Annotated in this window: 27 protein-coding genes and 1 tRNA gene; 17 read left to right on the top strand and 11 right to left on the bottom strand. The window is 68.5% G+C overall.

Annotated elements, in window-relative coordinates:
* The first annotated feature begins 60 nt into the window (after nucleotides 1-60).
* The 6 genes from ASD13_RS00680 (at nucleotide 61) to ASD13_RS00655 (ending at nucleotide 5,926) form a co-directional block, all read left to right on the top strand.
* Nucleotides 61-639 (top strand): FtsB family cell division protein, encoded by a 579-nt coding sequence (locus tag ASD13_RS00680; protein WP_200942432.1) that lies wholly within the window; start codon nucleotides 61-63, stop codon nucleotides 637-639.
* Between the two features lie 46 nt (nucleotides 640-685).
* The gene (locus tag ASD13_RS00675; RefSeq protein WP_055864616.1) at nucleotides 686-1,228 is read left to right on the top strand and encodes a DUF501 domain-containing protein; all 543 of its coding nucleotides are present in this window, start codon (nucleotides 686-688) and stop codon (nucleotides 1,226-1,228) included.
* Nucleotides 1,225-2,532, top strand: coding sequence for a S8 family serine peptidase (locus ASD13_RS00670; protein ID WP_055864613.1), 1,308 nt, complete (start codon nucleotides 1,225-1,227; stop codon nucleotides 2,530-2,532). The genes ASD13_RS00675 and ASD13_RS00670 overlap by 4 nt, the downstream gene beginning before the upstream one ends.
* Before the next feature lie 25 nt (nucleotides 2,533-2,557).
* On the top strand, nucleotides 2,558-4,048 hold the full coding sequence (locus ASD13_RS00665) for an NAD(P)/FAD-dependent oxidoreductase (RefSeq protein ID WP_055866756.1): 1,491 nt from the start codon (nucleotides 2,558-2,560) through the stop codon (nucleotides 4,046-4,048).
* Between the two features lie 291 nt (nucleotides 4,049-4,339).
* A complete protein-coding gene (locus ASD13_RS00660) occupies nucleotides 4,340-5,254 on the top strand; it encodes a hypothetical protein (RefSeq protein WP_055864610.1) in 915 nt (304 codons plus the stop codon).
* A 6-nt stretch (nucleotides 5,255-5,260) separates the two neighbouring features.
* The gene (locus ASD13_RS00655) at nucleotides 5,261-5,926 is read left to right on the top strand and encodes a DedA family protein (protein ID WP_055864607.1); all 666 of its coding nucleotides are present in this window, start codon (nucleotides 5,261-5,263) and stop codon (nucleotides 5,924-5,926) included.
* 9 nt (nucleotides 5,927-5,935) lie between these two features.
* On the opposite strand, the gene ASD13_RS00650 is transcribed toward ASD13_RS00655, so the two are convergent.
* Nucleotides 5,936-6,008: transfer RNA gene (locus ASD13_RS00650), tRNA-Leu, on the bottom strand.
* 86 nt (nucleotides 6,009-6,094) lie between these two features.
* On the opposite strand from ASD13_RS00650, the gene ASD13_RS00645 reads away from it, so the two are divergent.
* The 3 genes from ASD13_RS00645 to ASD13_RS00635 all read left to right on the top strand — a co-directional run bounded on the left by ASD13_RS00645 (nucleotide 6,095) and on the right by ASD13_RS00635 (nucleotide 9,307).
* Nucleotides 6,095-7,342, top strand: coding sequence for an alanine racemase (locus ASD13_RS00645; RefSeq protein ID WP_055864604.1), 1,248 nt, complete (start codon nucleotides 6,095-6,097; stop codon nucleotides 7,340-7,342).
* Nucleotides 7,339-8,652 carry a D-arabinono-1,4-lactone oxidase gene (locus ASD13_RS00640; RefSeq protein ID WP_055864601.1) on the top strand — a complete coding sequence of 438 codons (1,314 nt, stop codon included), beginning with the start codon at nucleotides 7,339-7,341 and terminating at the stop codon, nucleotides 8,650-8,652. The genes ASD13_RS00645 and ASD13_RS00640 overlap by 4 nt, the downstream gene beginning before the upstream one ends.
* An 88-nt stretch (nucleotides 8,653-8,740) precedes the next feature.
* Nucleotides 8,741-9,307, top strand: coding sequence for a LemA family protein (locus ASD13_RS00635; RefSeq protein WP_017828718.1), 567 nt, complete (start codon nucleotides 8,741-8,743; stop codon nucleotides 9,305-9,307).
* A 10-nt stretch (nucleotides 9,308-9,317) separates the two neighbouring features.
* On the opposite strand, the gene ASD13_RS00630 is transcribed toward ASD13_RS00635, so the two are convergent.
* Complete coding sequence (locus ASD13_RS00630; RefSeq protein WP_055864599.1) at nucleotides 9,318-10,223, bottom strand: hypothetical protein; 906 nt, start codon at nucleotides 10,221-10,223, stop codon at nucleotides 9,318-9,320.
* A complete protein-coding gene (locus ASD13_RS00625; RefSeq protein ID WP_055864594.1) occupies nucleotides 10,220-11,485 on the bottom strand; it encodes a winged helix-turn-helix domain-containing protein in 1,266 nt (421 codons plus the stop codon). Before ASD13_RS00625 ends, ASD13_RS00630 begins: the two co-directional genes overlap by 4 nt.
* An 86-nt stretch (nucleotides 11,486-11,571) precedes the next feature.
* Here ASD13_RS00625 and ASD13_RS00620 point away from each other — a divergent pair, with 86 nt between their 5' ends.
* Both ASD13_RS00620 and ilvA read left to right on the top strand, forming a co-directional pair.
* Nucleotides 11,572-12,768: an AI-2E family transporter gene (locus ASD13_RS00620; RefSeq protein ID WP_200935144.1), complete on the top strand. Its 1,197-nt coding sequence runs from the start codon at nucleotides 11,572-11,574 to the stop codon at nucleotides 12,766-12,768.
* On the top strand, nucleotides 12,765-13,994 hold the full coding sequence (gene ilvA, locus ASD13_RS00615; protein ID WP_017828714.1) for a threonine ammonia-lyase: 1,230 nt from the start codon (nucleotides 12,765-12,767) through the stop codon (nucleotides 13,992-13,994). The genes ASD13_RS00620 and ilvA overlap by 4 nt, the downstream gene beginning before the upstream one ends.
* 69 nt (nucleotides 13,995-14,063) lie before the next feature.
* Here the strand turns inward: ilvA and greA are convergent, their stop codons facing one another.
* Both greA and ASD13_RS00605 read right to left on the bottom strand, forming a co-directional pair.
* Nucleotides 14,064-14,552 carry a transcription elongation factor GreA gene (gene greA, locus ASD13_RS00610; RefSeq protein WP_017828713.1) on the bottom strand — a complete coding sequence of 163 codons (489 nt, stop codon included), beginning with the start codon at nucleotides 14,550-14,552 and terminating at the stop codon, nucleotides 14,064-14,066.
* A 98-nt stretch (nucleotides 14,553-14,650) separates the two neighbouring features.
* Nucleotides 14,651-15,037, bottom strand: coding sequence for a DUF4307 domain-containing protein (locus ASD13_RS00605; RefSeq protein ID WP_055864591.1), 387 nt, complete (start codon nucleotides 15,035-15,037; stop codon nucleotides 14,651-14,653).
* Between the two features lie 67 nt (nucleotides 15,038-15,104).
* Between ASD13_RS00605 and ASD13_RS00600 the strand changes: the two genes are divergently transcribed.
* Nucleotides 15,105-15,407, top strand: coding sequence for a hypothetical protein (locus ASD13_RS00600; RefSeq protein WP_017828711.1), 303 nt, complete (start codon nucleotides 15,105-15,107; stop codon nucleotides 15,405-15,407).
* A 7-nt stretch (nucleotides 15,408-15,414) separates the two neighbouring features.
* Here the strand turns inward: ASD13_RS00600 and trhA are convergent, their stop codons facing one another.
* Nucleotides 15,415-16,146 carry a PAQR family membrane homeostasis protein TrhA gene (gene trhA, locus ASD13_RS00595; RefSeq protein WP_055864588.1) on the bottom strand — a complete coding sequence of 244 codons (732 nt, stop codon included), beginning with the start codon at nucleotides 16,144-16,146 and terminating at the stop codon, nucleotides 15,415-15,417.
* Between the two features lie 98 nt (nucleotides 16,147-16,244).
* Between trhA and ASD13_RS00590 the strand changes: the two genes are divergently transcribed.
* The 4 genes from ASD13_RS00590 to ASD13_RS17595 all read left to right on the top strand — a co-directional run bounded on the left by ASD13_RS00590 (nucleotide 16,245) and on the right by ASD13_RS17595 (nucleotide 20,860).
* A complete protein-coding gene (locus tag ASD13_RS00590) occupies nucleotides 16,245-17,024 on the top strand; it encodes an isoprenyl transferase (protein ID WP_017828709.1) in 780 nt (259 codons plus the stop codon).
* 41 nt (nucleotides 17,025-17,065) lie between these two features.
* A complete protein-coding gene (locus ASD13_RS00585) occupies nucleotides 17,066-18,196 on the top strand; it encodes an aminotransferase class V-fold PLP-dependent enzyme (protein WP_055864585.1) in 1,131 nt (376 codons plus the stop codon).
* Nucleotides 18,197-18,354: 158 nt separating this feature from the next.
* Entirely contained in the window at nucleotides 18,355-19,737 is a 1,383-nt protein-coding gene (locus ASD13_RS00580) for a PhoH family protein (protein ID WP_055864581.1), read from the top strand.
* A gap of 628 nt (nucleotides 19,738-20,365) precedes the next feature.
* Entirely contained in the window at nucleotides 20,366-20,860 is a 495-nt protein-coding gene (locus ASD13_RS17595) for an endonuclease domain-containing protein (RefSeq protein WP_055864575.1), read from the top strand.
* Nucleotides 20,861-21,015: 155 nt separating this feature from the next.
* On the opposite strand, the gene ASD13_RS00565 is transcribed toward ASD13_RS17595, so the two are convergent.
* From ASD13_RS00565 to xseA, 5 genes are read right to left on the bottom strand one after another with little or no spacing between them, the layout of a single operon-like run.
* Nucleotides 21,016-22,410, bottom strand: coding sequence for a class II fumarate hydratase (locus tag ASD13_RS00565; RefSeq protein ID WP_055864571.1), 1,395 nt, complete (start codon nucleotides 22,408-22,410; stop codon nucleotides 21,016-21,018).
* Nucleotides 22,407-23,096: a carbonic anhydrase gene (locus ASD13_RS00560; protein WP_055864568.1), complete on the bottom strand. Its 690-nt coding sequence runs from the start codon at nucleotides 23,094-23,096 to the stop codon at nucleotides 22,407-22,409. Before ASD13_RS00560 ends, ASD13_RS00565 begins: the two co-directional genes overlap by 4 nt.
* Nucleotides 23,093-23,737: a DUF4245 family protein gene (locus tag ASD13_RS00555; RefSeq protein ID WP_055864566.1), complete on the bottom strand. Its 645-nt coding sequence runs from the start codon at nucleotides 23,735-23,737 to the stop codon at nucleotides 23,093-23,095. The genes ASD13_RS00560 and ASD13_RS00555 overlap by 4 nt, the downstream gene beginning before the upstream one ends.
* Nucleotides 23,734-23,976, bottom strand: a complete 243-nt coding sequence (locus ASD13_RS00550) for an exodeoxyribonuclease VII small subunit (RefSeq protein WP_017828703.1) — start codon at nucleotides 23,974-23,976, stop codon at nucleotides 23,734-23,736. The genes ASD13_RS00555 and ASD13_RS00550 overlap by 4 nt, the downstream gene beginning before the upstream one ends.
* Before the next feature lie 36 nt (nucleotides 23,977-24,012).
* Complete coding sequence (gene xseA / locus ASD13_RS00545) at nucleotides 24,013-25,290, bottom strand: exodeoxyribonuclease VII large subunit (RefSeq protein WP_055864563.1); 1,278 nt, start codon at nucleotides 25,288-25,290, stop codon at nucleotides 24,013-24,015.
* Between the two features lie 92 nt (nucleotides 25,291-25,382).
* Between xseA and ASD13_RS00540 the strand changes: the two genes are divergently transcribed.
* Nucleotides 25,383-26,435: a 4-hydroxy-3-methylbut-2-enyl diphosphate reductase gene (locus tag ASD13_RS00540; protein ID WP_372446049.1), complete on the top strand. Its 1,053-nt coding sequence runs from the start codon at nucleotides 25,383-25,385 to the stop codon at nucleotides 26,433-26,435.
* Nucleotides 26,436-26,437 lie beyond the last annotated feature (2 nt).

Here is a 26,437-nt window from a genome sequence, read left to right as displayed (position 1 = left end):
AAGAAGCCGCCGTCTCGGCGGTGAACACCGCCGCTGAAGCGGCACGACGAAGGAGGAGCCGTGGCACGACGACCGGCTCCTCCTTCGGCGTCTCCGGGACCGCAGACGCCGCGACCCGCCGGCACGATGAAGTCGAAGAAGACGGCCACGCCCGCCGCATCGTCGTCCGCACCGCGCTCATCGAGCAGGAGCCGGGGTGAGGCGCCTCGCGTCGACGTCCGCGAGTGGGCGTCCGGCATCCGCCTCTCGGCCTTCTCTGTCATCATGCTCTCGCTGGTGGTGCTGGGTGCCTGGGTGCTCGTGCCCACGCTCGGGACCTTCATCGATCAGCGTCAGAAGATCGCGGCCCTCGAAGCGTCGGTGAAGGTGAGCGAAGACCAGATCGCCTCCCTCGTCGCCGAACGTGAGCGCTGGAACGACCCCGTGTACATCACGACCCAGGCCCGCGAGCGCCTCTACTACGTCAAGCCCGGGGAGGTCGTGTATCTGATCGACAACGACCTCGATCCCGCGGCCCTTCCGCGGGAGCAGGAGCCCGTGAGCGACACGATCGTCGAGAAGCCGACGGACTGGATGCCGCAGTTGCTGCGCACCATCGTCTCGACCGGCCTCAGCGATACGGCCGCCGTCGCTCCCTGACCGTCCCGTCGAGCAACTTCCCCGGCGGCTCCCCTACGCTGGTGAGGTGACCACGCCGCCGTTTCCTGCCCCCACGCCCGCCGAGCTCGCCGTCGTATCGGCCCAGCTCGGTCGTTCCGCCCGAGGTGTGGTGGGCATCGCGGCCCGTTGTGCGTGCGGCAACCCGACGGTGGTCGCCACCACACCGCGTCTGCCGGACGGTACGCCGTTCCCCACGTTCTACTACCTGACCCACCCCGCGGCGACAGCGGCGATGTCGACGCTCGAGGCGACCCAGGTGATGCCGGAGCTCGCGGCCCTTCTCGTCGACGACGAGGCAGTGGCGTCGGCGTATCTCGCAGCCCACGAGGCCTACCTCGCCGACCGGAGGCAGTTCGGCGAGGTCTCCGAGATCGACGGCATCTCCGCCGGGGGAATGCCCACGCGCGTCAAATGCCTGCATGCTCTGGCCGGGCATGCCCTGGCCGCAGGCCCGGGAGTCAACCCGATCGGGGACGCCGCACTCGCTCGATCCTCCTGGTCGCCTTCGGTCTGCCGTTGTGAGGACCCCGGCGCCGCCCTGCGCGATGAGGCGGCTTCCGCGGTATGACCGCACGCCGGACGCTGCGCAGCGCTGCCGCCATCGTGGTGGTGGCGGCGACGGTGCTGCTCCTCGGCGTCGCACCGACTCCGGCCCCGATCCCCGACGACCCTGCCGACCCGGTGCGGGCTTCGGAGTACTGGCTCGACGGGGCGCGGATCCGTGAGGCCTGGCAGACCACTCGTGGCAAGGGCGTCACCATCGCGGTGATCGACACCGGCATCGGCAAGGTGCCCTCGGTCTTCGGCGACGCTGTGGTGGGTGGCACCGACGTCTCGGGGTCAGGCACTCCGGACGGGCGCACGCCCCTGGGCGCCGTCGATGGCAATCACGGTTCCTGGGTGGCTTCGCTGGCTGCCGGTCGCGGTGCGCCCGACGGCACCGGCATGATCGGCGTGGCGCCGGAAGCCAACCTGCTCTCGATCTCGGTGGGGTTCAGCGCGGCCGCCGCCGTTCCGTTCACCGAGCAGGTGGCGAAGGGCATGCGCTGGGCCGTCGACAACGGTGCCGACATCATCAACCTCTCGTTCACGACGAACACGCTCGATTGGGACAAGAGCTGGGACGACGCGTTCCTGTATGCCTTCGAGCATGATGTGGTGGTCGTCGTCGCCGCCGGCAACCGGGGGAGTGGGACGAACATCATCGGCGCCCCGGCGACCATTCCCGGTGTGCTCACGGTCGGTGGCGTCGACCAGACCGGCATGGCGAGCATCGAGGCGTCGACCCAGGGCATCACGATCGGGATCTCCGCGCCCAGCGAGGGGCTCATCGGCGTCTCCGCAGACGGCACGGTCGTGCCGTGGCGCGGAACCAGTGGTGCGGCGCCGATCGTCGCGGGAGTCGCAGCGCTGATCCGCTCGGCGCACCCCGACATCAAGGCGATCGATGTCATCAACCGCATCATCAAGACCGCGATCCCCGTCCCTGATGCGGTCAAACCCCAGGATCCCCTCTACGGATACGGACTGGTGGATGCCGCAGCGGCGATCTCGGCGAACCTTCCCGCGGTGAGCGAGAACCCCATGGGAGACCTCGCCGAGTGGATCCGCGTCTTCCGTCGCGCGGAGACGGAGCCGCAGCCGGTTCCGACGATGACACCCGTCGCCGTCCCGCCTCTCCCCGCGCCCGATGCGCCCACCGAAGCCGGTTCACCGTTGCTTCCCAGCGCGGATTCATTGCGCTACGGTACCCTGCCGCTCATTGCGCTCACGGTCCCTGGTATCCTGGTAGCGCTTGGCGTCACCGCAGCTGCCCGGCGCATCCGATCGGCGCGCATTTCCGTACGCCACACCCCCGACTCCGAGGAGTAGTTCTTCTGTGCCTCAGAACAGCACTGTGCCCAAGATCCTGATCGTCGGCGGAGGGTACGCGGGTTTCTACACCGCGTGGAAGCTCGAGAAGCACCTGCGCAAGGGTGAGGCCGACGTGACCATGGTCGACCCGCTGCCGTACATGACGTACCAGCCGTTCCTCCCTGAGGTCGCCGCCGGCTCCATCGAAGCCAGGCACTCGGTGGTCGCGCACCGCCGTCACCTCAAGCGCACCAACGTCCTCACCGCCAAGGTGACGAACATCAACCACGCACAGAAGGTCGCGACGATCACGCCGCCCGTCGGCGAGCCGTACGAGTTCGCGTACGACCAGATCGTCGTCACGGCCGGTGCCGTCTCGCGCACCTTCCCGATCCCCGGGATCGCCGACAACGCGATCGGACTGAAGACGATCGAAGAGGCCGTCGCGATCCGCGACAAGGTCATGTCGAACTTCGACAAGGCCGCCTCGCTTCCCGCCGGTCCCGAGCGCGACCGTCTGCTGACCGTCGTCGTCGTCGGTGGTGGCTTCGCGGGTATCGAGGTGTTCGCCGAGCTGCGTTCCCTGGCGTCCGCGCTGGTGGGCAAGTACCCGCAGATCAGCTTCGAAGACACCCACTTCCACCTCATCGAGGCGATGGGCCGCATCATGCCCGAGGTCTCGCTGCAGACCAGCGAGTGGGTGCTCAAGGACCTCGCCAAGCGCGGCGCCAACGTGCACCTCGACACGCAGCTGACGAGCGCGGTCGACGGCAACGTCGAGCTCTCCACCGGCGAGGTCATCCCGACCGACGTCATCGTGTGGACCGCAGGTGTCATGGCCAACCCGACCGTCGTGCGCGGCGGCGACCTGCCCGTCGAGGAGCGCGGTCGCATCCAGACCCGCGCCGACCTGCGCGTCGGAACCCCCGAGGCCTTCGTCGAGGGCGCGTGGGCAGCCGGAGACATCTCCGCTGTCCCCGACCTCTCGGGCGGTGGCGTCGGCGGCTTCTGCGTGCCGAACGCCCAGCACGCCGTTCGCCAGGCGAAGCTGCTCGCGAAGAACCTCGTCGCCGTGCTGCGTGGGGAGAACCCCAAGGAGTACCTCCACAAGAACCTGGGCGCTGTCGCAGGTCTCGGCCTGTACAACGGTGTCTTCCAGTCCGGAAAGATCGCCCTCAAGGGCTTCGTGGCCTGGGTCGCGCACCGCGGCTACCACGGTCTCGCGATGCCGACGTGGGAGCGCAAGTTCCGCGTCATCTGGGGCTGGTGGAACAACCTGTGGCTCGGCCGCGACCTGGTGAACCTCGAGACCGTGCAGAACCCGCGTTACGTCTTCGAGGAGTTCGCCGCCCGCCCGCGTCCGGCCGCTCCCGCCGCTCCCGTGGCGGACGCTGCTCCGGCGGCATCGGCCGAGGCATCGGAGAAGCCCGCTGCGAAGAAGCCGGCTGCGAAGAAGCCCGCGGTGAAGAAGCCTGCCGCGAAGAAGCCTGTCGCCGAGAAGGCTCCCGAGCCGGCCGAGGCTGCAGCCAAGTAACTGACTCTCGAGTACGACGATCGGCCCTGTGCGCTCTGCGCCGGGGCCGATCGTCGTCTCTGCGGAGCGTCTCCGAGGCGGTGCACAGGTACAGCCGGTATCGTCGCGCAGGCAAGGGGAGTACTCCCGAATGCGGCGACGTCGTCATTACGAGCACGAGATCGTGCTCCGGCCCGCCGGCCCGTGAGGGTGGAGGAGACCTTGGCACCCGCATCGCGGGCTGCCGAGAGACCCTGCCGTCGTCCTGACGTGGTGGATCCTGGGCGGTCCGCACCACGAAAGGGACCACCCATGGGAAAGCTCTCCCGACTGATCGGCATGGCATCCGAGGCGCTCGAGAAGAACGCCGGTTCGGCGCGCAACGGTCACACGGCTGACGGATCACGCGCGCAGGACGGGTCCCGGTCGACGGATTGGGGCGGCATGCTCCGTGGCGCCGTCGACGCCGTTCGAGGGCAGGGCGACCCGGAGCGGCAGCCGAGCCAGAACCGTCCGGTGGCGGCCGACCCGTACACGCCGCCCGCCGCGCCCAGCGAGCGGCCCCGCTCCACGAGCTCCGCAGACCCCTACGCACCGCCGGTGTCCGGAGCCTCTCGGGCCTCGCAGGCCATGACCGATGCGGACCGTGCGGCCATCGCCCGCTACGACTACCTGCTGCAGACGGCGGATCCGCAGCGCGTCGAGCAGATCCACCGCGAGGCGTTCGCGCGCCTGACCCCTGAGCAGCGCTCGCTCGTCGAAGCCCGCATGCGACAGGAGCTCGAGCCGGGCGAGCGTCCGCGGTCGTCGTCGCCGGATGACCTCGCTCGCGCCGCCGGACGTGCCGAGGCCATGAACCCGGGGCGGATGCGCGGTCTGCTGTCGCGCGTGCGCGGTGCGGGTGTCGGCGGTGCTGCGGTCGTCGCTGGTGGCGCGGCGGTCGGACTGCTCGGTGCGGTGGCCGGGGGTGCGGTGCTCAGCACGGTGGCGGGTCCTCTTCTGGAGCAGGCCGCGAACATCGGCGTCGACTTCGGCGCGTTGGCAGAGGGCATCGATGTCGAGTCCCTCGCCGCCGGTATCGACGTCGAGTCCTTCGCCGGGGGTGCGGGCGATCTGATGGGCTCCGCGGGCGAGACGGTGTCGGGGCTGGGAGAGGCGGCGAGCGGCTGGGGCGAGCAGCTCGGCAACCTCGGCATCCCCGGTATCGGCGACATCTTCGGGCGCTGACCGCAGATGGCTCTCACTGCTGCTGCCGATCACGGCTTCACCGGGCTCACCGGATTCGCGGCCGATGTCCTCACTGCGCTGGGAGACATCGGCGTGGGCGTGCTGGTCTTCCTCGAGGTCCTGGTGCCGCCGATCCCGAGCGAGGTGATCCTTCCCTTCGCGGGGTACCTGAGCCAGAGCGGCTCTCTGAACCTGGGGTGGCTGATCTTCTGGAGCACGCTCGCGTCCTGGCTGGGTGCGTTGCTGCTGTACGGGCTCGGCGCGGCCATCGGGATGGATCGCGCGGTGCGGATGCTCGCGGCCACCAAGCTGGTGAGCCGCTCCGATCTCGAACGCGGATCGGAGTGGTTCGTGCGCAGCGGCGGCTGGACCGTGCTGGTGGGACGGATGGTACCCGGCGTGCGCAGCCTGATCTCGATTCCGGCCGGGGCCTCCCGCATGAACCTCGTGACGTTCAGCATCTACACCATCATCGGTAGCGGTCTCTGGAATGCGCTTCTCCTCGGAGTCGGAGCGGCGCTGGGCACGCAGCACGAGAAGCTGGAGCAGTACCTCGGGTACCTCGACTACGCCGTGTACTCGGCCATCGCGATCGCACTGGTCGTTCTCGTCGTGCGTCGCATTCGCGAGGCGACAGGCGAGCGGAAGACGGTCGCGCCGGCGGAGGACTGAGCGAGGATGTGCCCCCGCTGGGACTCGAACCCAGACTGAAGCGATTTTAAGTCGCCTGCCTCTGCCATTGGGCTACGGGGGCCTCCTCGCCAGCCTATCTGCGTGCCCGGATGCGACGCGGTGCCTTCGGGGGTGATCCGCAGTCCGGGGAGGCCTTAGTGTGGGGGAGTGCTCGACCTCATCGACGAACTGAGCCCCGCCCACGGTGCGCCTGCGGTCGCCCCCGAATGGGAGGACCCGGCCCGCTACTGGCCGCGCCTGTCCGCCGCGACGGGGCATCTTCCCGCGCCGGTGGCGGTGATCGACAGGGAGGCGCTCCGCTACAACGCGATGGACCTTCTGGTGCGGGCGGGCGGGCTGCCGCTCCGGGTCGCCTCGAAATCGGTACGGGTGCGGTCCGTGCTCGATGCCGTGCTGAAGCTCCCGGGGTTCCGCGGCATCCTCGCCTTCACGCTCGAGGAGGCGCTGTGGCTCGCCGAGACCCATGACGACATCATGCTCGGGTATCCCACGGTCGATCGCGCGGGTCTGGCACGGCTCTTCGCCGACGAGCAGGCTGCTCAGCGCATCACGCTGATGATCGACGACCTCGTGCACCTCGACCTGATCGACAGCGTCGCAGGACCCGGTTCGCGTCCGGAGATCCGTGTCGCGATCGACGTCGATGCCTCCTGGCGCTCCTCACTCCTCGGCCACATCGGCGTGCGCCGTTCGGCGCTGTTCAACGCGGGAGAGGTCGCCGCCTTCGCTCGCAAGGTCGTCGCCCGCCCGGGATTCCGGCTCGTCGGACTGCAGATGTACGACGCGCAGATCGCGGGACAGGGGGACGATGCCGGCCCCGATGCCCCGCTGATCCGGATGGTGCAGTCGCGCTCACGGAACGAGCTGCGCGAGCGCCGGGCGGCCATCGTCGCCGCGGTCGGAGAGATCACGTCGCTGGAGATCCTCAACGGCGGAGGAACGGGGTCGCTCGAGTTCACCGGAAGCGATGAGTCGCTCAGCGAGGCGAGCGCGGGAAGCGGGCTCCTCGGCGGCCATCTGTTCGACGGGTATCGTTCGTTCCGCCCCGCTCCGGCGTCCGCATTCGCGTTCGACGTGGTGCGGCGCCCGGCCGTCGATATCGCCACGGTGCTCGGCGGAGGATGGATCGCCTCCGGCCCGGCGGTGGCCTCGCGTCAACCGCGTCCCGTATGGCCACAAGGGCTCCACACCCTCTCCCGTGAAGCTGCCGGTGAGGTGCAGACGCCCCTGCAGGGCCCGGCGGCGACATCGCTGGGCGTGGGCGACCGGGTCTGGTTCCGGCATGCCAAGAGCGGCGAGCCGGCCGAGCGCATCGAGAGCTATCACCTGGTCTCGGGCGACGAGATCATCGATGAGCTGCCGACCTACCGCGGCGAGGGAAAGGCCTTCCTGTGACGAGAATCGGCGGCACCTGGCAGAACTGGGCTCGCTCGGCCTCGGTGCGACCCGTGCGCGTGGAGCGTCCGCGCAGCCCCGAGGGCGTACAGCGGGCGGTGGTCGCCGCGGTGAAGCAGGGGCTTCCGGTGAAGGCCGTCGGCGCCGGCCACAGCTTCACGGGCATCGCGGTCGCCCCGGGCGTCCTGCTCGAGCTCGACGACCTGCAGGGACTCGTCTCGGCGGACGCCGCGACGGGACGCGTGACCCTGCTCGCCGGCACCCGGCTGCACCGTATCCCCGGACTTCTCGCCCCGTACGGGCTGGCGATGGAGAACCTGGGCGACATCGATCGTCAGTCGATCGCCGGTGCGATCTCGACCGGAACCCACGGCACCGGTGCCGAGTACGGTGGCCTCGCGACCCAGGTCGTCGGCGTCACCATGGTCACGGCCGCCGGCGAGTTCCTCCGCATCGACCAGGAGCACGAGAGCGAGCTGCTGCCCGCTGCGGCTCTCGGACTCGGCGCCCTCGGCATCATCGTCGAGGTGACCCTGCAGTGCGTGCCGGCGTTCGTCATGCACGCGATCGACGAGCCGGTGCCCCTGGAGGAGGTGCTCGCCACCCTCGAAGAGCGCGTCGCCGCATCCGACCACTTCGAGTTCTATTGGTTCCCTCACACGGATATCGCGCTGACCAAGCGCCAGACGCGGCTGCCGGAGGCGACGGTGCGCAAGCCGCTCCCGGTGGTCGGGCGGTGGATCGATGAGACCCTGCTCTCGAACGGGGTGTATCGCGTGGCGTGCGCTGCGGGTCAGGTCGTTCCGGCGATCACTCCGTCCTTCAGCCGGCTCGCGGTCAGGCTCACCGGAGATCGCGAGTACACCGAACTCTCGCACCGGGTGCTCATCCAGAGCAGGACCGTGCGATTCCGGGAGATGGAGTACGCGATCCCCGTCGAGAACGTCGTGCCAGCCTTCGAGGCGGTGCAGGCGCTGATCGCGCGGCGCGGATGGACGATCGAGTTCCCGATCGAGGTGCGCTTCGCCGCGTCTGACGACCGCTGGCTGTCGACCGCTCACGGACGCGCGAGCGCGTACATCGCCGTGCACCGCTACTGGAGGGCCGACCCCACGGAGTACTTCGGCGCCGTGGAGGAGATCATGCACGAGTTCGGCGGGCGCCCGCACTGGGGCAAGCTCCACACGCTCACGGCGCAGACCTTCCGGGAGCGATACCCGCGCTTCGACGACTTCGTCGCATTGCGCGATCGCCTCGACCCGGAGCGTCGTTTCGGCAACCGCTACCTCGAGCGGGTCCTCGGCAGCTGATAGGGACGCAGGGACGCCCGCGCGCGCCCAGTCCACGTGCAGACTGCGCGTCTAGGATGAGAGAAACACGAGGAAGGGTGGGGCTCTGATGGAATGGCTCGTGCCGGTACTGATCGTTGTCGGAGTGATCCTGCTCGTCGGCATCTATCTGTGGGCCACGTACAACTCGCTGGTGCAGCTGAACGTCCGCGTCGATGAGGCGTGGAGCGGCATCACGGTGCAGTTGAAGCGACGAGCCGACCTCATCCCGAACCTCATCGAGACGGTGAAGGGCTACGCCTCCCACGAGAAGGCCGTCTTCGAGAACGTCACGCGTGCGCGTGCCGAGACCCTGTCAGCCGGAGGGCCGGGCGAGGCGGGCATCGCCGAGGGGCACCTGCAGCAGGCGTTGCGGAGCCTCTTCGCGGTCGCCGAGGCCTACCCGCAGTTGCAGGCGAGCACGAACTTCCTCCAGGTGCAGCAGGCACTGGTCGACACCGAGGACAAGGTCCAGGCGGCGCGCCGCTTCTACAACGGCGGCGTGCGCGAGCTGAACACCAAGATCAAGGTCTTCCCCAACAACCTGTTCGCCAAGGGACTGGGTTTCTCCGAGCGGGAGTTCTTCGAGGTCGCCGACAGCAGCGCGATCTCCGAACCGCCGCGCGTGCAGTTCTGACGCCGGTCGTTCACCACATCGACAGGAGGAGTCCGTCGGCGGTGAACGCCAGGTCGCCGCGCACGCTCCAGGAGTCCGTCCGATAGGTGGTCGTGCGGGCCTCGCCGTTCTGGGCGGTCCCGGTGATGGTGGCCACGAGCACTCCACCCTCTGCGGTGAAACCGGCGGGAGTCAACGCGATGACCGGTGCCGTGTCGATCCGATAGCGGATGGCATCCACCTCGCGGAACTCGGTCCCCCAGGGGATCCGTATGCCGCATCCGTCGGGGACTTCTGTGCCCCCAGCGGTGCAGGTCTCGAGGAGCGTGTCGAGCTGGGCCTGCGCGACCGCCGTCGCCTCCGGCCGCAGCATGACGTCGAGCGTCGTCGTGGTCTTCACCCCTGGCAGCACCAGCGCCGCGCTCCCGCCCTCGAGCAGTGTCTCCGGTGCGGCCGCGAGGGCGTAGGTCGCGGGGAGCAGCAGTGCAGCCGTCTCCGCCGGAACGGTCGCATCGCCGATCGCGACATCCGACCCGATCGTCGTTTCCACGGTCAGTGTGCCGAGTCCCGTCGCATCGACGCTCCAGCGGCCGTCGACGATTCCGAGCGTCAGCTGCGCGGTGTGCGTCTTGCCGTCGAGCCGGAAGGAGATCGCGACGACGGCCGAAGTGTCGTCGTCTTCGCGTCGGACAGTTGTGACCTCGGAGTCCTCGATGAACGAGGTGGCGTCGGCGAAGGCGACCAGTGCGGTGTCCGACACGTCGATCCCGGTGGCCACCACGGCGTCGGCGTCACCGGACTCGAGCGCCTGGACATAGGCGAGCGCCGCTTCTTCCGGCGTGGAGGAGCGGTTCGTCGACGACCAGAGCCAGAGCCCCGCGGCGACGAGGACGAGACCGGCGACGCCGCCGAGTAGCCACCACCGGGCCCTGCTCACACCGGACTCTCTCGCGCGTGCACGTGACGACGCACGGTGGGACCGGTGCCTGCTCCGGCCACCAGCGCCCCATGCAGCGCGTCGGTGGCGTCACCCCACCTCGACACCGAGACATGCTCCAGTCCCTGCCACGCCGCTGCGAGTCGGAGCTCGGCAGCGATCTGCTCGGCATCGCCGGGGTGAGCCTGTGGTTCCCACCAGGCAGATTGCACCTGCAGCGTCGATGTCGCGCGGTCGGACTTGAGATCGACGCGCGCGACGATGCGGTCGCCCACGAGGACCGGCAAGGAGTAGTAGCCGAACCGCCGCTTCTCTGCCGGTACGTAGATCTCGATGCGGTAGTCGAGGTCGAACGCGCGGAGTGCGCGATCCCGAAACCACACCACCGGGTCGAACGGCGTCAGAATCGCCGCCGCGTCGACCTTGCGGGGCAGCACCGCATCCCGATGCCGCCAGGCGGCGAGTGGACGCCCGCCGCGTTCCCAGCCGCGCACCTGCACGGGCTCCAGCTCGCCGGCGTCGACGAGCTCTGCGATCGAGCGCGCGACGGCGGCCCGGTCGCGGATCCGGTAGTAGTCGGCCAGGTCGGACTGCGTCGCGACGCCGCTCGATCGGGCCGCGCGACGGGTCAGCTCACGGATGGCATCGGCGCGGGAGACCTCTTGCGAACGGATGGCGTCAGGGATGACGTGCTCGGCCAGCGCATAGGTGCGCTCGAACCCGCGGCGCCCGCTGATGGCGACATCGCCGGTTCGCCACAGGTGTTCGAGGGCGAGCTTGACGTCGTCCCAGTCCCACCAGGTGCCGCGTTCCCTGGGAGCATCGGCACGGAGATCGGCGGGACGCAAGGGCCCGCGCACACGCAGCTCGTCCTGGACCCACTGCAGCGTTCGCGCGTTGCTCGACATCCAGGACTCTTCGCCCGCCCAGCGTCGGCGGAAGTCGTCCATGCGAAAACGCCACAGCGGCCAGTCCTCGATCGGGATGAAGGTCGCCTCGTGAGCGAGGTATTCCACGTAGTGGGTCGTGCGCGAGAGGAAGACACGGTCGAGCAGGGCCGGCTCGTAGGAGCCCAGCCGAGAGAACAACGGCAGGTAATGGGATCGTGCGAACACGTTCACGGAGTCGATCTGCAGCACACCGAGACGATCCATCACCCGGTGCACGTGGCGCCCCGCGACCGATGCGGGCCGCGCGCGGGTGAAGCCCTGCGCGGCCAGAGCGATGCGGCGTGCCTGGGTCGGAGTGAGGGTGTCGGTCACACGGTCAGGGTATCGCCGAGCGCCGACATGCACCCTCCAAGGAAAGATGCGTTCGAGGGCATACGGCGTGACCGTAGACTTGGGCGATGAGTGAGGACCAGCGACCCCGACTGAGAGATCTGTTCCGTCCGCGCCCGGTCTCCACCGAGCGCACCGTGTCGACCGAGGCCGACGAGGCGGTACCGCTGCCACTGCGCATCACGGCGGGCTATGCCTGGCGGCTGCTGCTGATCGCGGCGGCGATCGGCGTCTTCATCTGGCTCGTGATGCTGCTCAAGCTCCTGGTCATCCCCCTCATGGTGGGCATCCTCATCACCGCGCTGCTGTGGCCGGCCTTCTCGTGGATGCTGCGGCGTGGTCTCCCGCGCTGGCTGGCGATCGCCATCTCGCTCATCGGGACGGCCGCCATCGTCACCGGGCTGATGTGGCTCGTCGTCTGGCAGGTGCGTGCTCAGCTGCCCGACGTGCAGCAGCGTTCGACCGAGGCCTTCGATCAGTTCCAGGTCTGGTTGCACGAGGGTCCTCTGAGTCTCTCCGACACGCAGATCGCGAACTACCTGCAGCAGGGACTCGACTTCCTCAACGAGCAGGCGCAGGTGCTGTGGACCGGCGCCCTGGCGATCGGGACCACCGTCGGCCACGTCGCCACGGGCGCCGTGCTGTCGCTGTTCATCCTGATCTGTCTCCTCGCCGACGGCGCAGGCATCTGGCGGTGGACCCTCCGGATCTTCCCGCGCATGGCGCAGCCGGCCGTCGACGGAGCGGCCCGCAACGGCTGGACCACGATCGTGAACTACGCGCGCACGCAGTTGTTCGTCGCGACGATCGATGCGATCGGCATCGGACTCGGGGCGTTCCTGTTGCAGGTGCCGCTCGCGCTCCCGGTCGCCGTCCTGGTGTTCCTCGGCTCGTTCATCCCGATCGTGGGTGCGGTCGTGACCGGCGCCGTCGCCGTGTTCCTGGCGCTGGTGTACAACGGTCCCTGGATCGCGCTCTGGATGCTCCTGGTCGTGCTGGCCGTCCAGCAGATCGAAGGACATATCCTGCAGCCGATCATGATGGGCTCGGCGGTCAAGGTGCATCCGCTCGCCGTCGTCCTCGTCGTGGCGGGTGGAGCGATGATCGCCGGCATCCCCGGCGCACTGTTCGCGGTGCCGTTGGCGGCGTTCATCAACGTCGCAGCCGTGACCATCAGCTCGGGATCCTGGCGCACGGGCGTCGGGCCGAGCGGAGACCTTATCTGGAGCACAGTACCGCGCGAGCGGAGACGGAGGAATCGATGAGCGCAGTCCCCAGCCTGACCGAGTTCGAGCACGCTGCTCAGAGTCTGGCTGAGGTGATCTCGCACACGCCGACGCTGCCGTCGCGAGCGCTCTCCGACATCCTCGGCGCCCCGGTGCTGCTGAAGATGGAGAACCTCCAGCGCACGGGATCCTTCAAGATCCGCGGTGCGGCCTACCGGCTGTCGAAGCTGAGCGCCGAAGAGCGCTCGCGTGGCGTGGTCGCGGCCTCAGCCGGAAACCACGCGCAGGGAGTGGCGCTGGCGGCGCAGGCGCTCGGCATCCCGGCGACGATCTTCATGCCTCTGGGCGTTCCGGTGCCGAAGCTGCTCGCCACGCGCGGCTACGGAGCGGAAGTCGTGCTGGAGGGGGAGACGGTGGCGACCTCGCTGCGTCTCGCCGCGGAGTTCTCCGAGCGCACGGGTGCGGTGCTGATCCATCCGTTCGATCACCGCGACATCGTGATCGGGCAGGGAACTCTCGGACTCGAACTCCTCGAGGACGCGCCCGACGTCGACACCGTCGTGCTCGGCATCGGCGGGGGAGGTCTGATCGCCGGCGTCGCGGCAGCCGTGAAGGCACGCGCTGCCGAGCTCGGCCGCACGGTCCGCATCATCGGCGTGCAGGCCGAGAACGCCGCCGCCGTTCCGCCGTCGCTCGAGGCCGGCGAGCCCGTCGACATCGTCACCCGACCGACCATCGCCGACGGCATCCTGGTCGCTCGTCCCGGTGCCGTCCCGTTCGACATCATCAAGGACCTCGTCGACGAGGTCGTCACGGTCTCTGACGACGACCTGGCACGGGCCATCCTCATCCTGCTGGAGCAGGCGAAGGTCGTGGTCGAGCCCGCTGGTGCCGCCGGTGTGGCGGCGATCCTGGCAGGCAAGGTGACGGGCAGCGGAACCACCATGGCTGTGTTGTCGGGCGGGAACATCGATCCGCTCCTGCTGCAGCGCGTGGTGTCGCACGGCCTCGCCGCCTCGGGTCGCTACCTCACGATCCGCATCCCTCTGCCCGACCGCCCCGGTCAGCTGGCCCGCGTCTCCGAGCTCATCGCCGAGGCCGGCGCGAACGTGATCGAGGCCATGCACACGCGCCACGGTCACGGTCTGCAGATCAGCGACGTCATCCTCGAGCTCAGCGTCGAGACGCGCGGTCCCGAGCACTCCGAGCACACGCTCGACACCCTGCGTCGTGCCGGCTTCGAACCCATCCTCGTCCCCGATTGAGCACGACTGCGCATTCACGCAGAAGCGCCCCCGCATCCTGAGGATGCGGGGGCGCTTCTGTGTGGTGTCTCAGCCCGTGTACGTCTCGACGTTCACGATCTCCACGCTGATCTCGCGGCCGTTCGGGGCCTCGTACGACGACTTCTCGCCGACCTTGAGGCCGAGGATGGCCTGGCCGAGTGGGCTGGCTTCGCTGTAGACATCGAGGTCGCTGCCTGCGGCGATCTCGCGGCTGCCGAGCAGGAACACCTCTTCGCCTCCGGCGACGAGGGCGGTGACCACGGTGCCGGGCTCGACGATTCCGCGGCTGGCCGGAGCTTCGCCCACCTTGGCGGTCTTCAACAGAGCCTCCAGCGTGCGGATGCGCGCTTCCTGCTTGCCCTGCTCGTCCTTCGCAGCGTGGTATCCGCCGTTCTCCTTGAGGTCGCCCTCTTCGCGCGCCGCCTCGATGCGCTTGGCGATCTCGTCGCGGCCGAAGGTGGACAGGTGCTCCAGCTCGGCGACGAGCCGGTCATACGCTTCCTGCGTGAGGAAGGGAACCTGAGCATCGGTGGACATGACGAAGCTCCTTCTTTCGGGATCCCTCCGGCATGCTGCGGGGGATATGCCAAGACGCCCCGGCACGGTGCCGGGGCGTCGTCTTGTCTGGCACGAGTCTAGGCGACCCAGCAGGTGTTCACCAAACCTGTGGTGGCCTCCGACACCGTGGGGATCGTGACGGAGCGAGCCTGAGAGTGGCTGTCTCCGGCCTCGATCTCGACGATCTTCCAGCCGACGACACCGAACTCCTCGTCGAGCGCCTCGACGGCGCACACCACGTCTTTGCCCTGCACTCCGGTGACCTGGAAGGTGATGTTCACGGAGTGCTCGTCGACGAGCTCGAAGCCCAGATCGTCCGCGTCGACGGACGCCATCGACTGGGCCACGGTCATCCAGCTGAAGGCGCCGACGATCAGCAGTGCGATCGCACCGCCGATGATCCACGGCGCGCGGCGTCGTCGGGTTCGGCCATAGCGTTCGTCGAGCTCTTGTGCGGTCGTCACGGGTGGGTCTTCCGGTCGTTAGGCTGGTGTTACCAGGTTATGCGACCTGCGTACGAAAGGCCGATTCATGTTCTCTCTGTCCGAGACCCCGATGCCGACGCCGAGCATGACCGTCGACCCGGTGTCGGTCACCCCGGGGTTCGTCGGCTTCGCCGCGATCGTCGTGGTCGTGATCGCGGTGATCCTGCTGATCTGGGACATGAACCGCCGCATCCGCCGTGTCCGGTACCGCGAAGAGGTGCGCGACGAGCTCGACGCCGAGGAAGCGGCGCGGGCCGAGGGCGATGCCGCCGCGGCTCCCGGAAAGGGTGCGCCGACCTCGGACGGCACCGCTGCCTCTGACACCGACGGCGATACGCCCGCTCGCTGACCTCGCGTCACGGCGCGCCCAGCGAGGGCGACAGCGGCGACAGGGCGATGAGCAGGCATGCGGTCCAGTGGCAGAGGAACGCGAGCACCGTGCACACGTGGAAGATCTCGTGGAACCCGAAGTGCCCGGGCCAGGGGTTCGGCTTCTTGAGCGCGTAGACGACCGCGCCCCCCGTGTACAGGAGCCCGCCGACGATCACCAGCACCATCATCGCGAAGTTCGCGTTCATGAGATCGGCGAGGTACATCACGGCTGCCCAGCCGAGCAGCAGGTAGAGGGCGACATAGAGCCAGCGCGGGGCGTGGATCCAGAACACGCGGAAGAGGATGCCGACCAGCGTGCCTCCCCACACCAGGCTGAGCAGCAGCACGCCCTTCTCCGGCGGCAGCGCCAGCACCGCCAGCGGTGTGTAGGTACCGGCGATGAGCAGCAGGATGTTGGCGTGGTCGATGCGCTTGAGCAGCACCTTCACCTTCGGCCGCCAGTCGATGCGGTGGTAGAGCGCCGAGTTGCCGAACAGCAGCAGTGACGTGAGCATGAACACGGCGGAGGCCCACTTGGCCGCGGCGCCCTGGGACACGATGATCAGCACGACACCGGCGACCAGCGCCACCGGGAACGTGCCGGCATGGATCCATCCTCGCCAGGTCGGCTTGGTCTCGACGGCGGCATCGACGGCCGCGGCTTCGAGCAGAGGCAGCTGAGGGACGTCGGGACCGGAGGGCTCGGGAGTACTCACACGCTCACTCTAAGCCGACCCGCATACCGTGCAGGGCACATATATCCCAGCTTCCGCACACGATGCCGCAGGCCCCGGCACGGTAGCGTAGGGAGGTGATGTCACGCGAGAGCCCGGGGCGAGGGCCGCTGTATCGGCTCTACACCAACAGGTTGCGACGCCACCTCGATCCGGCCACGGTGCCGCATCACGTCGCGATGATGATCGACGGCAATCGCCGGTGGGCGCGTCAGCTCGGATTGGACACGCCTGCGGAGGGACACCGGGCAGGCGCTGCGAAGATGCGCGAGTTCCTCGGCTGGTGCGACGAGCTCGGCGTGCGCGTTGTGTCGCTCTATCTGCTCTCCAGCGACAACCTGAGAAAGCGCGACTCCGCGGAGCTCGCCGACCTCATCGAGATCATCGCCGAGCTCGCCGAGGCGCTGTCGCAGGAGGGGAACTGGCGAGTGAAGCACGTCGGACGCTCCGACATCCTCCCCGCGGAACTCGCACGGGTGCTCTCCGACGCCGAGAACCGCACCAAGGATCACACCGGACTGCACGTGAATCTCGCCGTCGGTTACGGCGGGCGCAATGAGATCGTCGACGCCGTGCGGAGCATCATCGCGAAGCATGAGGCCTCCGGTGGCACGCTGGAGGACCTCGCCGCCCACCTCACGCCCGAGATGATCGGTGAGCACCTCTACACGGGTGGGCAGCCCGATCCCGATCTCGTGATCCGCACGAGCGGGGAGCAGCGGCTCAGCGACTTCCTCCTGTGGCAGAGCGCACACAGCGAGTTCTACTTCGTCGAGGCGTTGGGCCCCGACCTGCGTCAGGTGGACTTCCTTCGCGCGATCCGCGACTACGCCGACCGCGACAGGCGCTTCGGTCGCTGACCCGGCGACGGGCCCGCGCAGACCCGTGCCACAATGACGAAGTGAGCACTTTCCAGGACTATGTCGACACCTTCGACAACGAGTCCGGCTACCTGAACTGGGCGGCGTTCGGCCCGCTGTCGCCCTCCGTACGCGAAGAGGTGTTCGCCGACGCCGACCTGCTCGGAAGCGGACGACCGTCCTCCCTCTCGCTGGTCGCCGAGCGCATCGGCCAGGCCCAGGAACTCGTCGCCGAGCTGCTGGGCGGCGAAGCAGACGACGTCACCCTGCAGCCGTCTTCGACCCACGGACTCATGCACGCGCTGTTCGGCCTGTCCGGCGCTGTGATCGCGAGCACCGCTGAGTTCCCCAGCGTGAGCCTGACCCTGGAGCGCGCATCGACGGCATCGGACCGTGCGATCATCCCGCGGTGGATCACCCCGGAGGACGGACGCGTGACCGCTGATGCCGTCAGGGAGGCGCTGGATGACGAGGTGGTCGCCCTCGCCGTGAGTCACGTCGACTTCCGCACCGGGTATCGCACCGACCTGGCGGCGCTTCGCGAGGCGATCGGTCCCGACCGCCTGCTCATCCTCGACGCCGTCCAATCGTTCGGCGTGATCGATGTCGACTACTCCGCGGCCGATGTGGTGGTCGGACACGGCTACAAGTGGCTGCGCGCCGGCCGGGGCAGCGCCTTCGCGTGGTTCTCCCCCCGCGCCAGAGATCGCATCTCGCCCGTGCTCTCCGGTATCACCGGCACGACGGCCACCGGTCTGTTCGTCGACGAACTCCCGGCGCCAGCGCCCTCGGCTCGCGCCTTCACCGTGAGTCAGCCGGACACGCTCGCCGCGGGACGACTCGCGATCGGTGTGCGCGATGTGCGCGATGCCGGTGTCGCCGCCATCGAGGAGCGCCTCGCGGAACACGTCGACACCGTGATCGAGATCGCCGACCGCCATGGGATCGAGGTGCGCTCCCCGCGTGATCGCGTCGAGCGCGCCGGCATCGTGGCGCTCGCCCCGGAGGAGCCCGCACGCCTCGCCGCGGCACTCGCCAACGCCGGTCTCGTCGTGACCGCACGTGGATCCTCGGTGCGGATCGCGCCCCACGCAGGCACGGATGCGGCGACGTTCGCGCTTCTCGATGAGGCCCTGCACGCGTTCGGCAACGAGACGTTCACCAGCGCTTAACGAATCGCTGGCGTGTCGAGTCCGCGTTAATCGCCCACGCGGTCGTACGTTCTAGGCATCGGGCAAGGCGCCCGTTCGAGTCGGCCTCAGGTTGACGACTCGTGACCCCCTGGTCGACTCGTTCGAATAGCCGGGATTACCCGGGTCGGGAGTGGGTCGTGACCACACGTACAGCGCAGCAGGCCACAAGCACCGCGCAGCAGTCCACCCGTAAGACCACGAGGCGAGCATCGTCCGCCGATCCGGATCAGGATCTGCGCACCTATGTCCTCGACACCTCGGTCCTGCTGAGCGATCCGCAGGCGTTCTTCCGGTTCGCCGAGCACTCGGTCGTCCTCCCCGTCGTCGTGATCACCGAGCTCGAGGGCAAACGGCACGATCCGGAGATCGGCTACTTCGCGCGGCAGGCCCTTCGACACCTCGATGACCTGCGCATCGAGCACGGACGCCTGGATTTCCCGGTCGAGGTCGGTGAGGGAGGCACTCTCCGGGTCGAACTCGCGAACACCGACTCCTCGGTGCTCCCGGCCGGCATCCGCCTCAGCGACAACGACACCCGCATCCTCTCGGTCGCGATGCATCTCGCGCAGGACGGTCAGGACGTCACGATCGTCTCGAAGGACCTGCCGATGCGTGTGAAGGCCGCATCCCTGGGCCTGCGCGCCGAGGAGTACCTCGCCGAGCAGGCGGTGGACTCCGGGTGGACCGGGATCTCGACGCTCGACCTCTCCGGCGACGACATCAGCGACCTCTACGAGAGCGAGGTCGGCATCAGCGAGCAGGCTCGCGGCCTTCCGGTGAACACCGGACTGATCATCCACTCCGAGCGCGGCTCTGCGCTCGGTCGGGTGACCGGAGACGGCGAGTACCGACTGGTGCGCGGAGACCGCGACATCTTCGGGATGCACGGCCGTTCGGCGGAGCAGCGCATCGCGATCGACCTGTTGCTCGATCAGGAGGTAGGCATCGTCTCCCTCGGCGGACGCGCCGGCACCGGCAAGTCGGCGCTCGCGCTCTGCGCAGGACTCGAGGCGGTTCTGGAGCGGCAGCAGCAGAAGAAGATCATCGTGTTCCGACCGTTGTTCGCGGTCGGCGGGCAGGAGCTCGGCTACCTCCCCGGTGACCAGGGCGAGAAGATGGGCCCGTGGGGGCAGGCGGTGTTCGACACGCTCGGCTCGGTCGTCTCGGGCAACGTGGTCGAGGAGGTGATCGAGCGTGGATTGCTCGAAGTGCTCCCGCTGACCCACATCCGTGGGCGCTCCCTCCACGACGCGTTCGTGATCGTCGACGAGGCCCAGTCTCTCGAGCGCAATGTGCTGCTGACGGTGCTGAGCCGCATGGGACAGAACTCGCGCGTGATCCTCACGCACGACGTCGGCCAACGCGACAACCTCCGCGTCGGCCGTCACGACGGGATCGCCAGCGTGATCGAGACGCTGAAGGGACACGAGCTCTTCGGCCACGTGACCCTGACCCGCTCCGAGCGCTCGGCGATCGCAGCGCTCGTCACCGAGCTCCTGGAGGGTGGAGAGCTCAGCTGACGGCGCGAGACAGCGGGTGCCGCGAGGAACAGGTTCTCGCGGCATCCGCTGTCACCTGTGCGGGGTGACTGTGCACAGCGGCCGGGCACTCGGCCGGGGTCAGCCCGGATGCATGAGCCATGGCCGCTTGCAGGATGGTTCCTCCTCCCCGCCTCAGACATTCGTCGGTTCCTCATGCATCCGGACAGGGGGAGAAGGAGTATCGACCTGCACATCTGCGTGCTTCTAAAACTCATCCACCAGTTGCGTGGGCGTGGCGGCGTCGCGGGGAGGTGCGCAGCCAGGATCGAGGGATGATCGACGTCGAATTCATCCTCGGACACCTCGGCGGGGTCGCGCGCGGAACGCGACTTCAGGCATTCGGCTGTTCGCGCTCGCGACTGGGTTCCGAGTGCACGACAGGACGGCTCGTGCGGGTACGGCCAGGCGTCTTCGCCTCAACGGGAGCGGCGTCGGAGGTGGTCGCCGCAGCGGCCACGGAGGCGCACTCACATGTGGGAGCGCGTTGAGGCTCCGTGGAGTATGGACCCTCGAGGTCTCGAATGAGGTGCATGTCTGGATGGGGCTGGGTGGGCGACGGCATCACCCGAAGCCGTGCGCGTGCGTCGCTCACTTCACTCCCGGGCGTATGGACGTCGGGATCGCCCCGATCGAGGTCGCACTGGTGCATGCGTTCGGCTGCTACGGAGAGGAGTTCTTCTTCGCCGCGTTCGAGTCGGCGTGGAACAAGCGGATGCTGACGGCGGTGGCCCGCGCGAACGTCCGCGCGGCCCTTCCCTCGACAGCGCGCTGGCTCATCGATCTCGCGCGCCCTGATGCGGAGAGCGGCCTGGAATCGGTGGTGCGGCTGAGGCTCCACCTGATCGGGGTCGCTGTGCGCACGCAGGTGATCATCGACGGTGTCGGACGCGTCGACTTCGTCATCGAGGGTCGAGTCATCCTGGAGGCAGACGGTCGGGAGAACCATGACGGACCGGCGAATCGCCACCGGGATCTCATGCGCGACGCCGTGGCCTCACGTCTCGGATTCGAGACGCTGCGTTTCGACTACGCGATGATCCTGCACTCCTGGGATGTGGTCGTGGCAGCGATCGCAGCGGCTCTCGGGCGGGCACGCGCCTGACCGTGACACCTGCATGAGTTCTTGCCGGATGCATGACTGCTCACCGTCATGCGCTCCGGCATCCGTGGCCAGGTCATGCATGTGAGCGGTCCCCCAAGAACAGCGGATGCCGCGAGGATCGAGTCCTCGCGGCATCCGCTGTTTCGTGGGGGAACTCAGCCCGGGTGCGTCATCGACAGCAGGTCGAGCTTCTCGTCGAGCTGCTCGAGGGTGAGGTCGCCGCGCTCGACGTAGCCGAGGTCGATCACGGCGTCGCGCACCGTGATGCCCTTGGCGACCGAGTGCTTGGCGATCTTCGCCGCAGCCTCGTAGCCGATGAGCTTGTTCAGCGGCGTCACGATCGACGGGCTCATTCCCGCGAATGCGGCGGCGCGCTCGACGTTGGCCTGCAGACCGTCGATCGTCTTGTCAGCGAGCACGCGCGAGGCGTTCGAGAGCAGACGGATCGACTCGAGCACGGCCGTGCCCATGACCGGGATGGCGACATTCAGCTCGAAGGAGCCGGATGCGCCGGCCCAGGCGACCGTCGCGTCGTTGCCGATCACGCGTGCGCACACCATCAGCACGGCCTCGGGAACGACCGGGTTGACCTTGCCCGGCATGATCGAGGAACCAGGCTGCAGGTCGGGGATGTGCAGCTCGCCGAGACCCGTGTTGGGGCCGGAGCCCATCCAGCGCAGGTCGTTGTTGATCTTGGTCAGCGAGACCGCGATCGTGCGCAGCGCGCCGGAGGCCTCGACCAGTCCGTCGCGGTTGGCCTGCGCCTCGAAGTGATCCTTGGCCTCGGTGATGGGCAGCTCGGTCTCTGCCGCGAGCAGCGCGATGACCTTCTGCGGGAAGCCGAGCGGGGTGTTGATGCCGGTGCCGACCGCGGTGCCGCCCAGCGGGACCTCGGCGACGCGGGGGAGGGCCGACTGCACGCGCTCGATGCCCAGGCGGATCTGACGGGCGTAGCCGCCGAACTCCTGGCCCAGGGTCACCGGGGTGGCATCCATCAGGTGGGTGCGGCCGGACTTGACGGCGTCCTTCCACAGCTCGGCCTTCGCCTCGAGGGCGACGGCGAGGTGGTCGAGCGCGGGGATGAGCGTGTCGATGAGGGCCTGGGTGACCGCGATGTGCACGGAGGTCGGGAACACATCGTTCGACGACTGCGAGGCGTTCACGTGGTCGTTGGGGTGGACGGTCGCGCCGAGGATGCGCGTCGCGAGCGTCGCCAGCACCTCGTTCATGTTCATGTTCGACGAGGTACCGGAGCCGGTCTGGTAGGTGTCGACCGGGAACTCGCCGTCGTGGTCTCCGGAGGCGACCTGGTCGGCGGCCTGGGCGATCGCATCGGCGATGGCACCGTCGAGAGTGCCGAGCTCCTTGTTGGCCAGCGCCGCGGCCTTCTTGATGCGGGCGAGGGCAGCGATCTGGGTCGATTCCAGTCCCTTGCCCGAGATCGGGAAGTTCTCCACGGCGCGCTGGGTCTGCGCTCCGTAGAGTGCGTTCACGGGCACCCGCACCTCACCCATGGTGTCGTGCTCGATGCGGTAGTCCTGCTCGGTCATTCCGAACCCTCCTTGGTTGCGGGGTCAGTTCCCTCGGTGGTGACGCCGTCGGCGTCGATTCCGACCGTGATCACGGGCACCGCGGTGCCCTCGGCCAGACGGTAGTTGGCGCCGACGATGCCCAGGCGACCCGCGGACACGGCGTCGCTGATGATCTCGGACGACTGCAGCAGATCACTCACGGTGTTGCGCAGATGCTCGATGCCGACCAGTTCCGAGTCGATCTCGGCGACGGTGGTCCCGCCGCTCTCGGCCAGCACCTTCCGCGCGGCGGGGACGATGGGGGCGATCAGCTTCCAGATGTGCGGGGGCAGGGGAGCGGCATCGATCGCGGTGCCGTCGATTGCCGCACGCACGGCGCCGCAGGAGTCATGGGCGAGCACGACGATCAGCGGCACCTCGAGCACCGCGACGGCATACTCCAGGCTCGCGACGATCGACTCGCCGATCACCTGTCCGGCGTTGCGCACCACGAACAGGTCGCCGAGGCCGAGGTCGAAGATGATCTCGGCGGCGAGGCGCGAGTCCGAGCAGCCGAACAGGGTGGCGACCGGATGCTGCGCTGCCGTCAGATCCTTGCGACGGGCGACGTCTTGATTCGGGTGCCGGGGCTCGTCCTGCACGTAACGGCGGTTGCCGCCCTGCATCTGCTTCCAGGCGGCTGTGGGGGTCAACGGGTGCGTCATGGAGCCTCCGAGATGATGCGGATCTGCGGAATGAGGGACTCGGCGAGTTCGGCGGTCGAATCGGCCGAGCGCGAGCCGTAGAGCAGGATGTAGTCGTCGCCGGCCTGCGTGCCGATGGCATACGTCACGTTCGCGTTCGATTCGGCGTTTCCGGGCTTGTAGACGTCCCAGTCGAGGCCGCCGATGCGCACCGTGTCGGTCGGGGCGATGCCGTTCAGACGCTGCGGAGCCCAGGAGGAATCGGCGTCGAACGCCTGGGCCACCTTGATGAAGCCGCGCTCCGTGTCGGACTTCGGGGCCAGGGTGACCTCCCACACCACGGTGGCACCACCCTGCATCTCGGCGCCGTTCGCACGCCAGAAGTCGCCGAGCTCCGGGATGAGCACGGGGCGTTCCATCGACGACTCCACGCCCTCGGCCACGGCGGCGACATCCAGTGGCTTCTGCTCGACCGGCGTGCCGCGAGGGACGGCGAAGATGATGACCGCGACCACGGCGACCGTGACCAGGAGCGCCGCTACGAGGTTTCGCACCGTCTGGCTCGACCGGTAGGCCTTGCTGAACGCGGCCTTGCGGGCGGCGGTCTCTTCCGGAGTCTCGGGGCGGCCGAGCTCGGCGATGATCGGGGGCTGCTTGCTCACGAGTCTCCTGCCGGCGTCTCGACATCGGATGCCGCGGCACGAGCTGCGTCGAGGCGGCGCTTGGCGCCCAACAGCCACTCTTCGCAACGGGCGGCGAGAGCCTCACCACGTTCCCAGAGGGCGAGCGAGTTCTCGAGGGTCGGGGATCCCTGTTCGAGTTCGGCGACGACCTTGACGAGCTCGTCTCGAGCCGCCTCGAACGACAGCGTGTCCACAGGGGTGTCGTTCAGGGCGCTCACTCCTCCATCTTACGTCGTGTGCCGCGGGTGTCCGGCTCAGGCGTCTTCCGCGATCTCGCCCTCCGAGCGGGCGGTCAGCGAGCCCCGGTCGAGGGTGATCGTGAGCGTGCTTCCGGCCGGGGCATCGGCGGCGTCGCGCAGGATCACGCCCCCATCGAGGTGGGCGATCGCGTAACCGCGAGCCAGGGTCGCGGCGGGCGAAAGCGCGCGGAGCGAAGCCCGAAGCTCTCCGGTGCGGCGCCCGGCGTCGTCGAGCTGTCGGTTCACGGTGTCCCGGCCGCGTCCGAGCAGCAGCCAGATCTCCTGGGCGCGGGCGTCGATGATCGGTGCGGGCGAACGCAGCACCGGGCGGGATCGGAGCTGCTCCAGTTGAGCGATGTCGTGCGTGAGGCGCTGCGTGAGCCTCGTGGTCGCGCGGGACCGCAGCTGCGCGATGAGCGCCCGCTGCTCACCGACATCGGGGACGACGCGCTTGGCGGCGTCGGTCGGCGTCGAAGCTCGCAGATCGGCCACATCGTCGAGCAGCGGATGGTCGTTCTCGTGCCCGATCGCGCTCACGACGGGCGTAGAGGCCGCGGCGACGGCGCGCACGAGCCTCTCATCGCTGAAACCGAGGAGCGTCTGCGGGTCTCCGCCACCGCGGGCGATGATGATCACATCGACCTCGGGGTCGGCGTCGAGCCGGGCGAGGGCGGCGAGCGTGTCGGGAACGCAGCGGTCGCCCTGCACGGCGGCGTACTCGGTGCGGAAGCGCACCTGCGGCCAGCGCAGCTCGGCGTTGCGGTGCACATCCTTCTCGGCGTCCGAGCGCTCGCCCGTGATCAGACCGATCACATGCGGCAGGAAGGGCAGGCGCTTCTTGCGCGAAGAGTCGAACAGGCCTTCCTGTCGCAGCTGCGCGCGCAGCTTCTCGAGGCGCTCGAGCTGGTCGCCCAGCCCGACGTGCTTCATCGCGGAGACCGCGAAGCTGAAATCGCCGGCCTTGACGAAGTAATCGGCCTTGACCGCGGCGACCACATGATCGCCGATGCCGATGTCGGAGGGGATGCGCCCGCGCACGCTCGACCACACCCGGATGGAGATCTGCGCGTCGGAGCGGGTGTCCTTCAGCCGCGCGAACACGTTGCCGGCGCGCACATTCCAGGAGGTGATCTCTCCCTCGACCCAGACGGTGTTCCACCGCGCGATGAAGTCGCGGATGGTGGCGTTCAGCCGGGTGACCGAGGTGGGAGCGTCGGCCGTCGAGTCGCGGGGTGCGACGGAATCGGCCGGTGGCGTCTCGCCCTGGCCCGTGGTCGCTTCGAAGACTGTCATCCGCTCCCGTTCCCGCTCCCGAGTCTCCCCGGCCTCGCACAGCTGCGCGGCGGTAGAATTCAAGGGTGACTTCGACTGCCGTTCATCTCCCCGTGCCCCGCCTTCCACGAGTTCGTGCGGCGGCCGGGCGGCTTCAGGATAACCCGGTGGCCGGACACAAGCGGGTTCTGCTCGCCGCACCGCGCGGATACTGCGCGGGTGTGGACCGTGCCGTGGTGGCCGTGGAGAAGGCCCTCGAGCGCTACGGCGCCCCGGTCTACGTGCGCAAGCAGATCGTGCACAACATCCACGTGGTGACCGAGCTCGAGGAGAAGGGCGCCATCTTCGTCGAAGAGGTCGATGAGGTCCCTGAGGGGGCCCACGTCGTCTTCAGCGCTCACGGTGTCTCGCCGGCAGTCGTGAACGCGGCATCCGATCGAGGACTCCACGCGATCGATGCGACCTGCCCGCTCGTCACCAAGGTGCACCGCGAGGCCGTGCGCTTCGCACGCGACGATTTCGAGATCCTGCTCATCGGCCACGAGGGCCACGAAGAGGTCGAGGGAACGGCAGGGGAGGCCCCGGAGCACGTCACCGTCGTGAACTCTCCGGAGGAAGCCGACACCGTCGTGGTGAAGGACCCGAACAAGGTCGTCTGGCTCTCGCAGACCACCCTCTCGGTCGACGAGACGATGGAGACGGTCAACCGTCTGCGCATGCGATTCCCCGAACTCCAGAATCCGCCGTCCGATGACATCTGCTACGCGACGCAGAACCGTCAGGTCGCGATCAAGAAGGTCGCCGCCGGAGCAGACCTGGTGATCGTCGTCGGCTCATCGAACTCGTCCAACAGCGTGCGCCTCGTCGAGGTCGCCCTCGAGTACGGGGCGAAGGCCGCCTACCGAGTGGACTACGCAGAAGAGATCCAGCAGGAGTGGCTCGACGGGGTCGAGACCGTCGGTGTGACCAGTGGGGCATCCGTGCCCGAGGTACTGGTGCGCGAGGTGCTCGATGCGATCGGCGACGCCGGCTACCGCGACATCGAAGAGGTGAAGACGGCAGAGGAAGACCTCATGTTCTCCCTGCCCAAGGAACTGCGTCAAGATGCTGCGGGTCAGCGCGACGCGCGGGCCCTCGGAGGTCGCGCGTCCGGAGGAGGCGCTTAGCA

It is taken from the genome of Microbacterium sp. Root1433D1 (assembly GCF_001426835.1).
Taxonomy (GTDB): domain Bacteria; phylum Actinomycetota; class Actinomycetes; order Actinomycetales; family Microbacteriaceae; genus Microbacterium; species Microbacterium maritypicum.
Note: the sequence above shows the minus strand (reverse complement) of the source record. Positions and strands in the feature narration are given on the sequence as shown.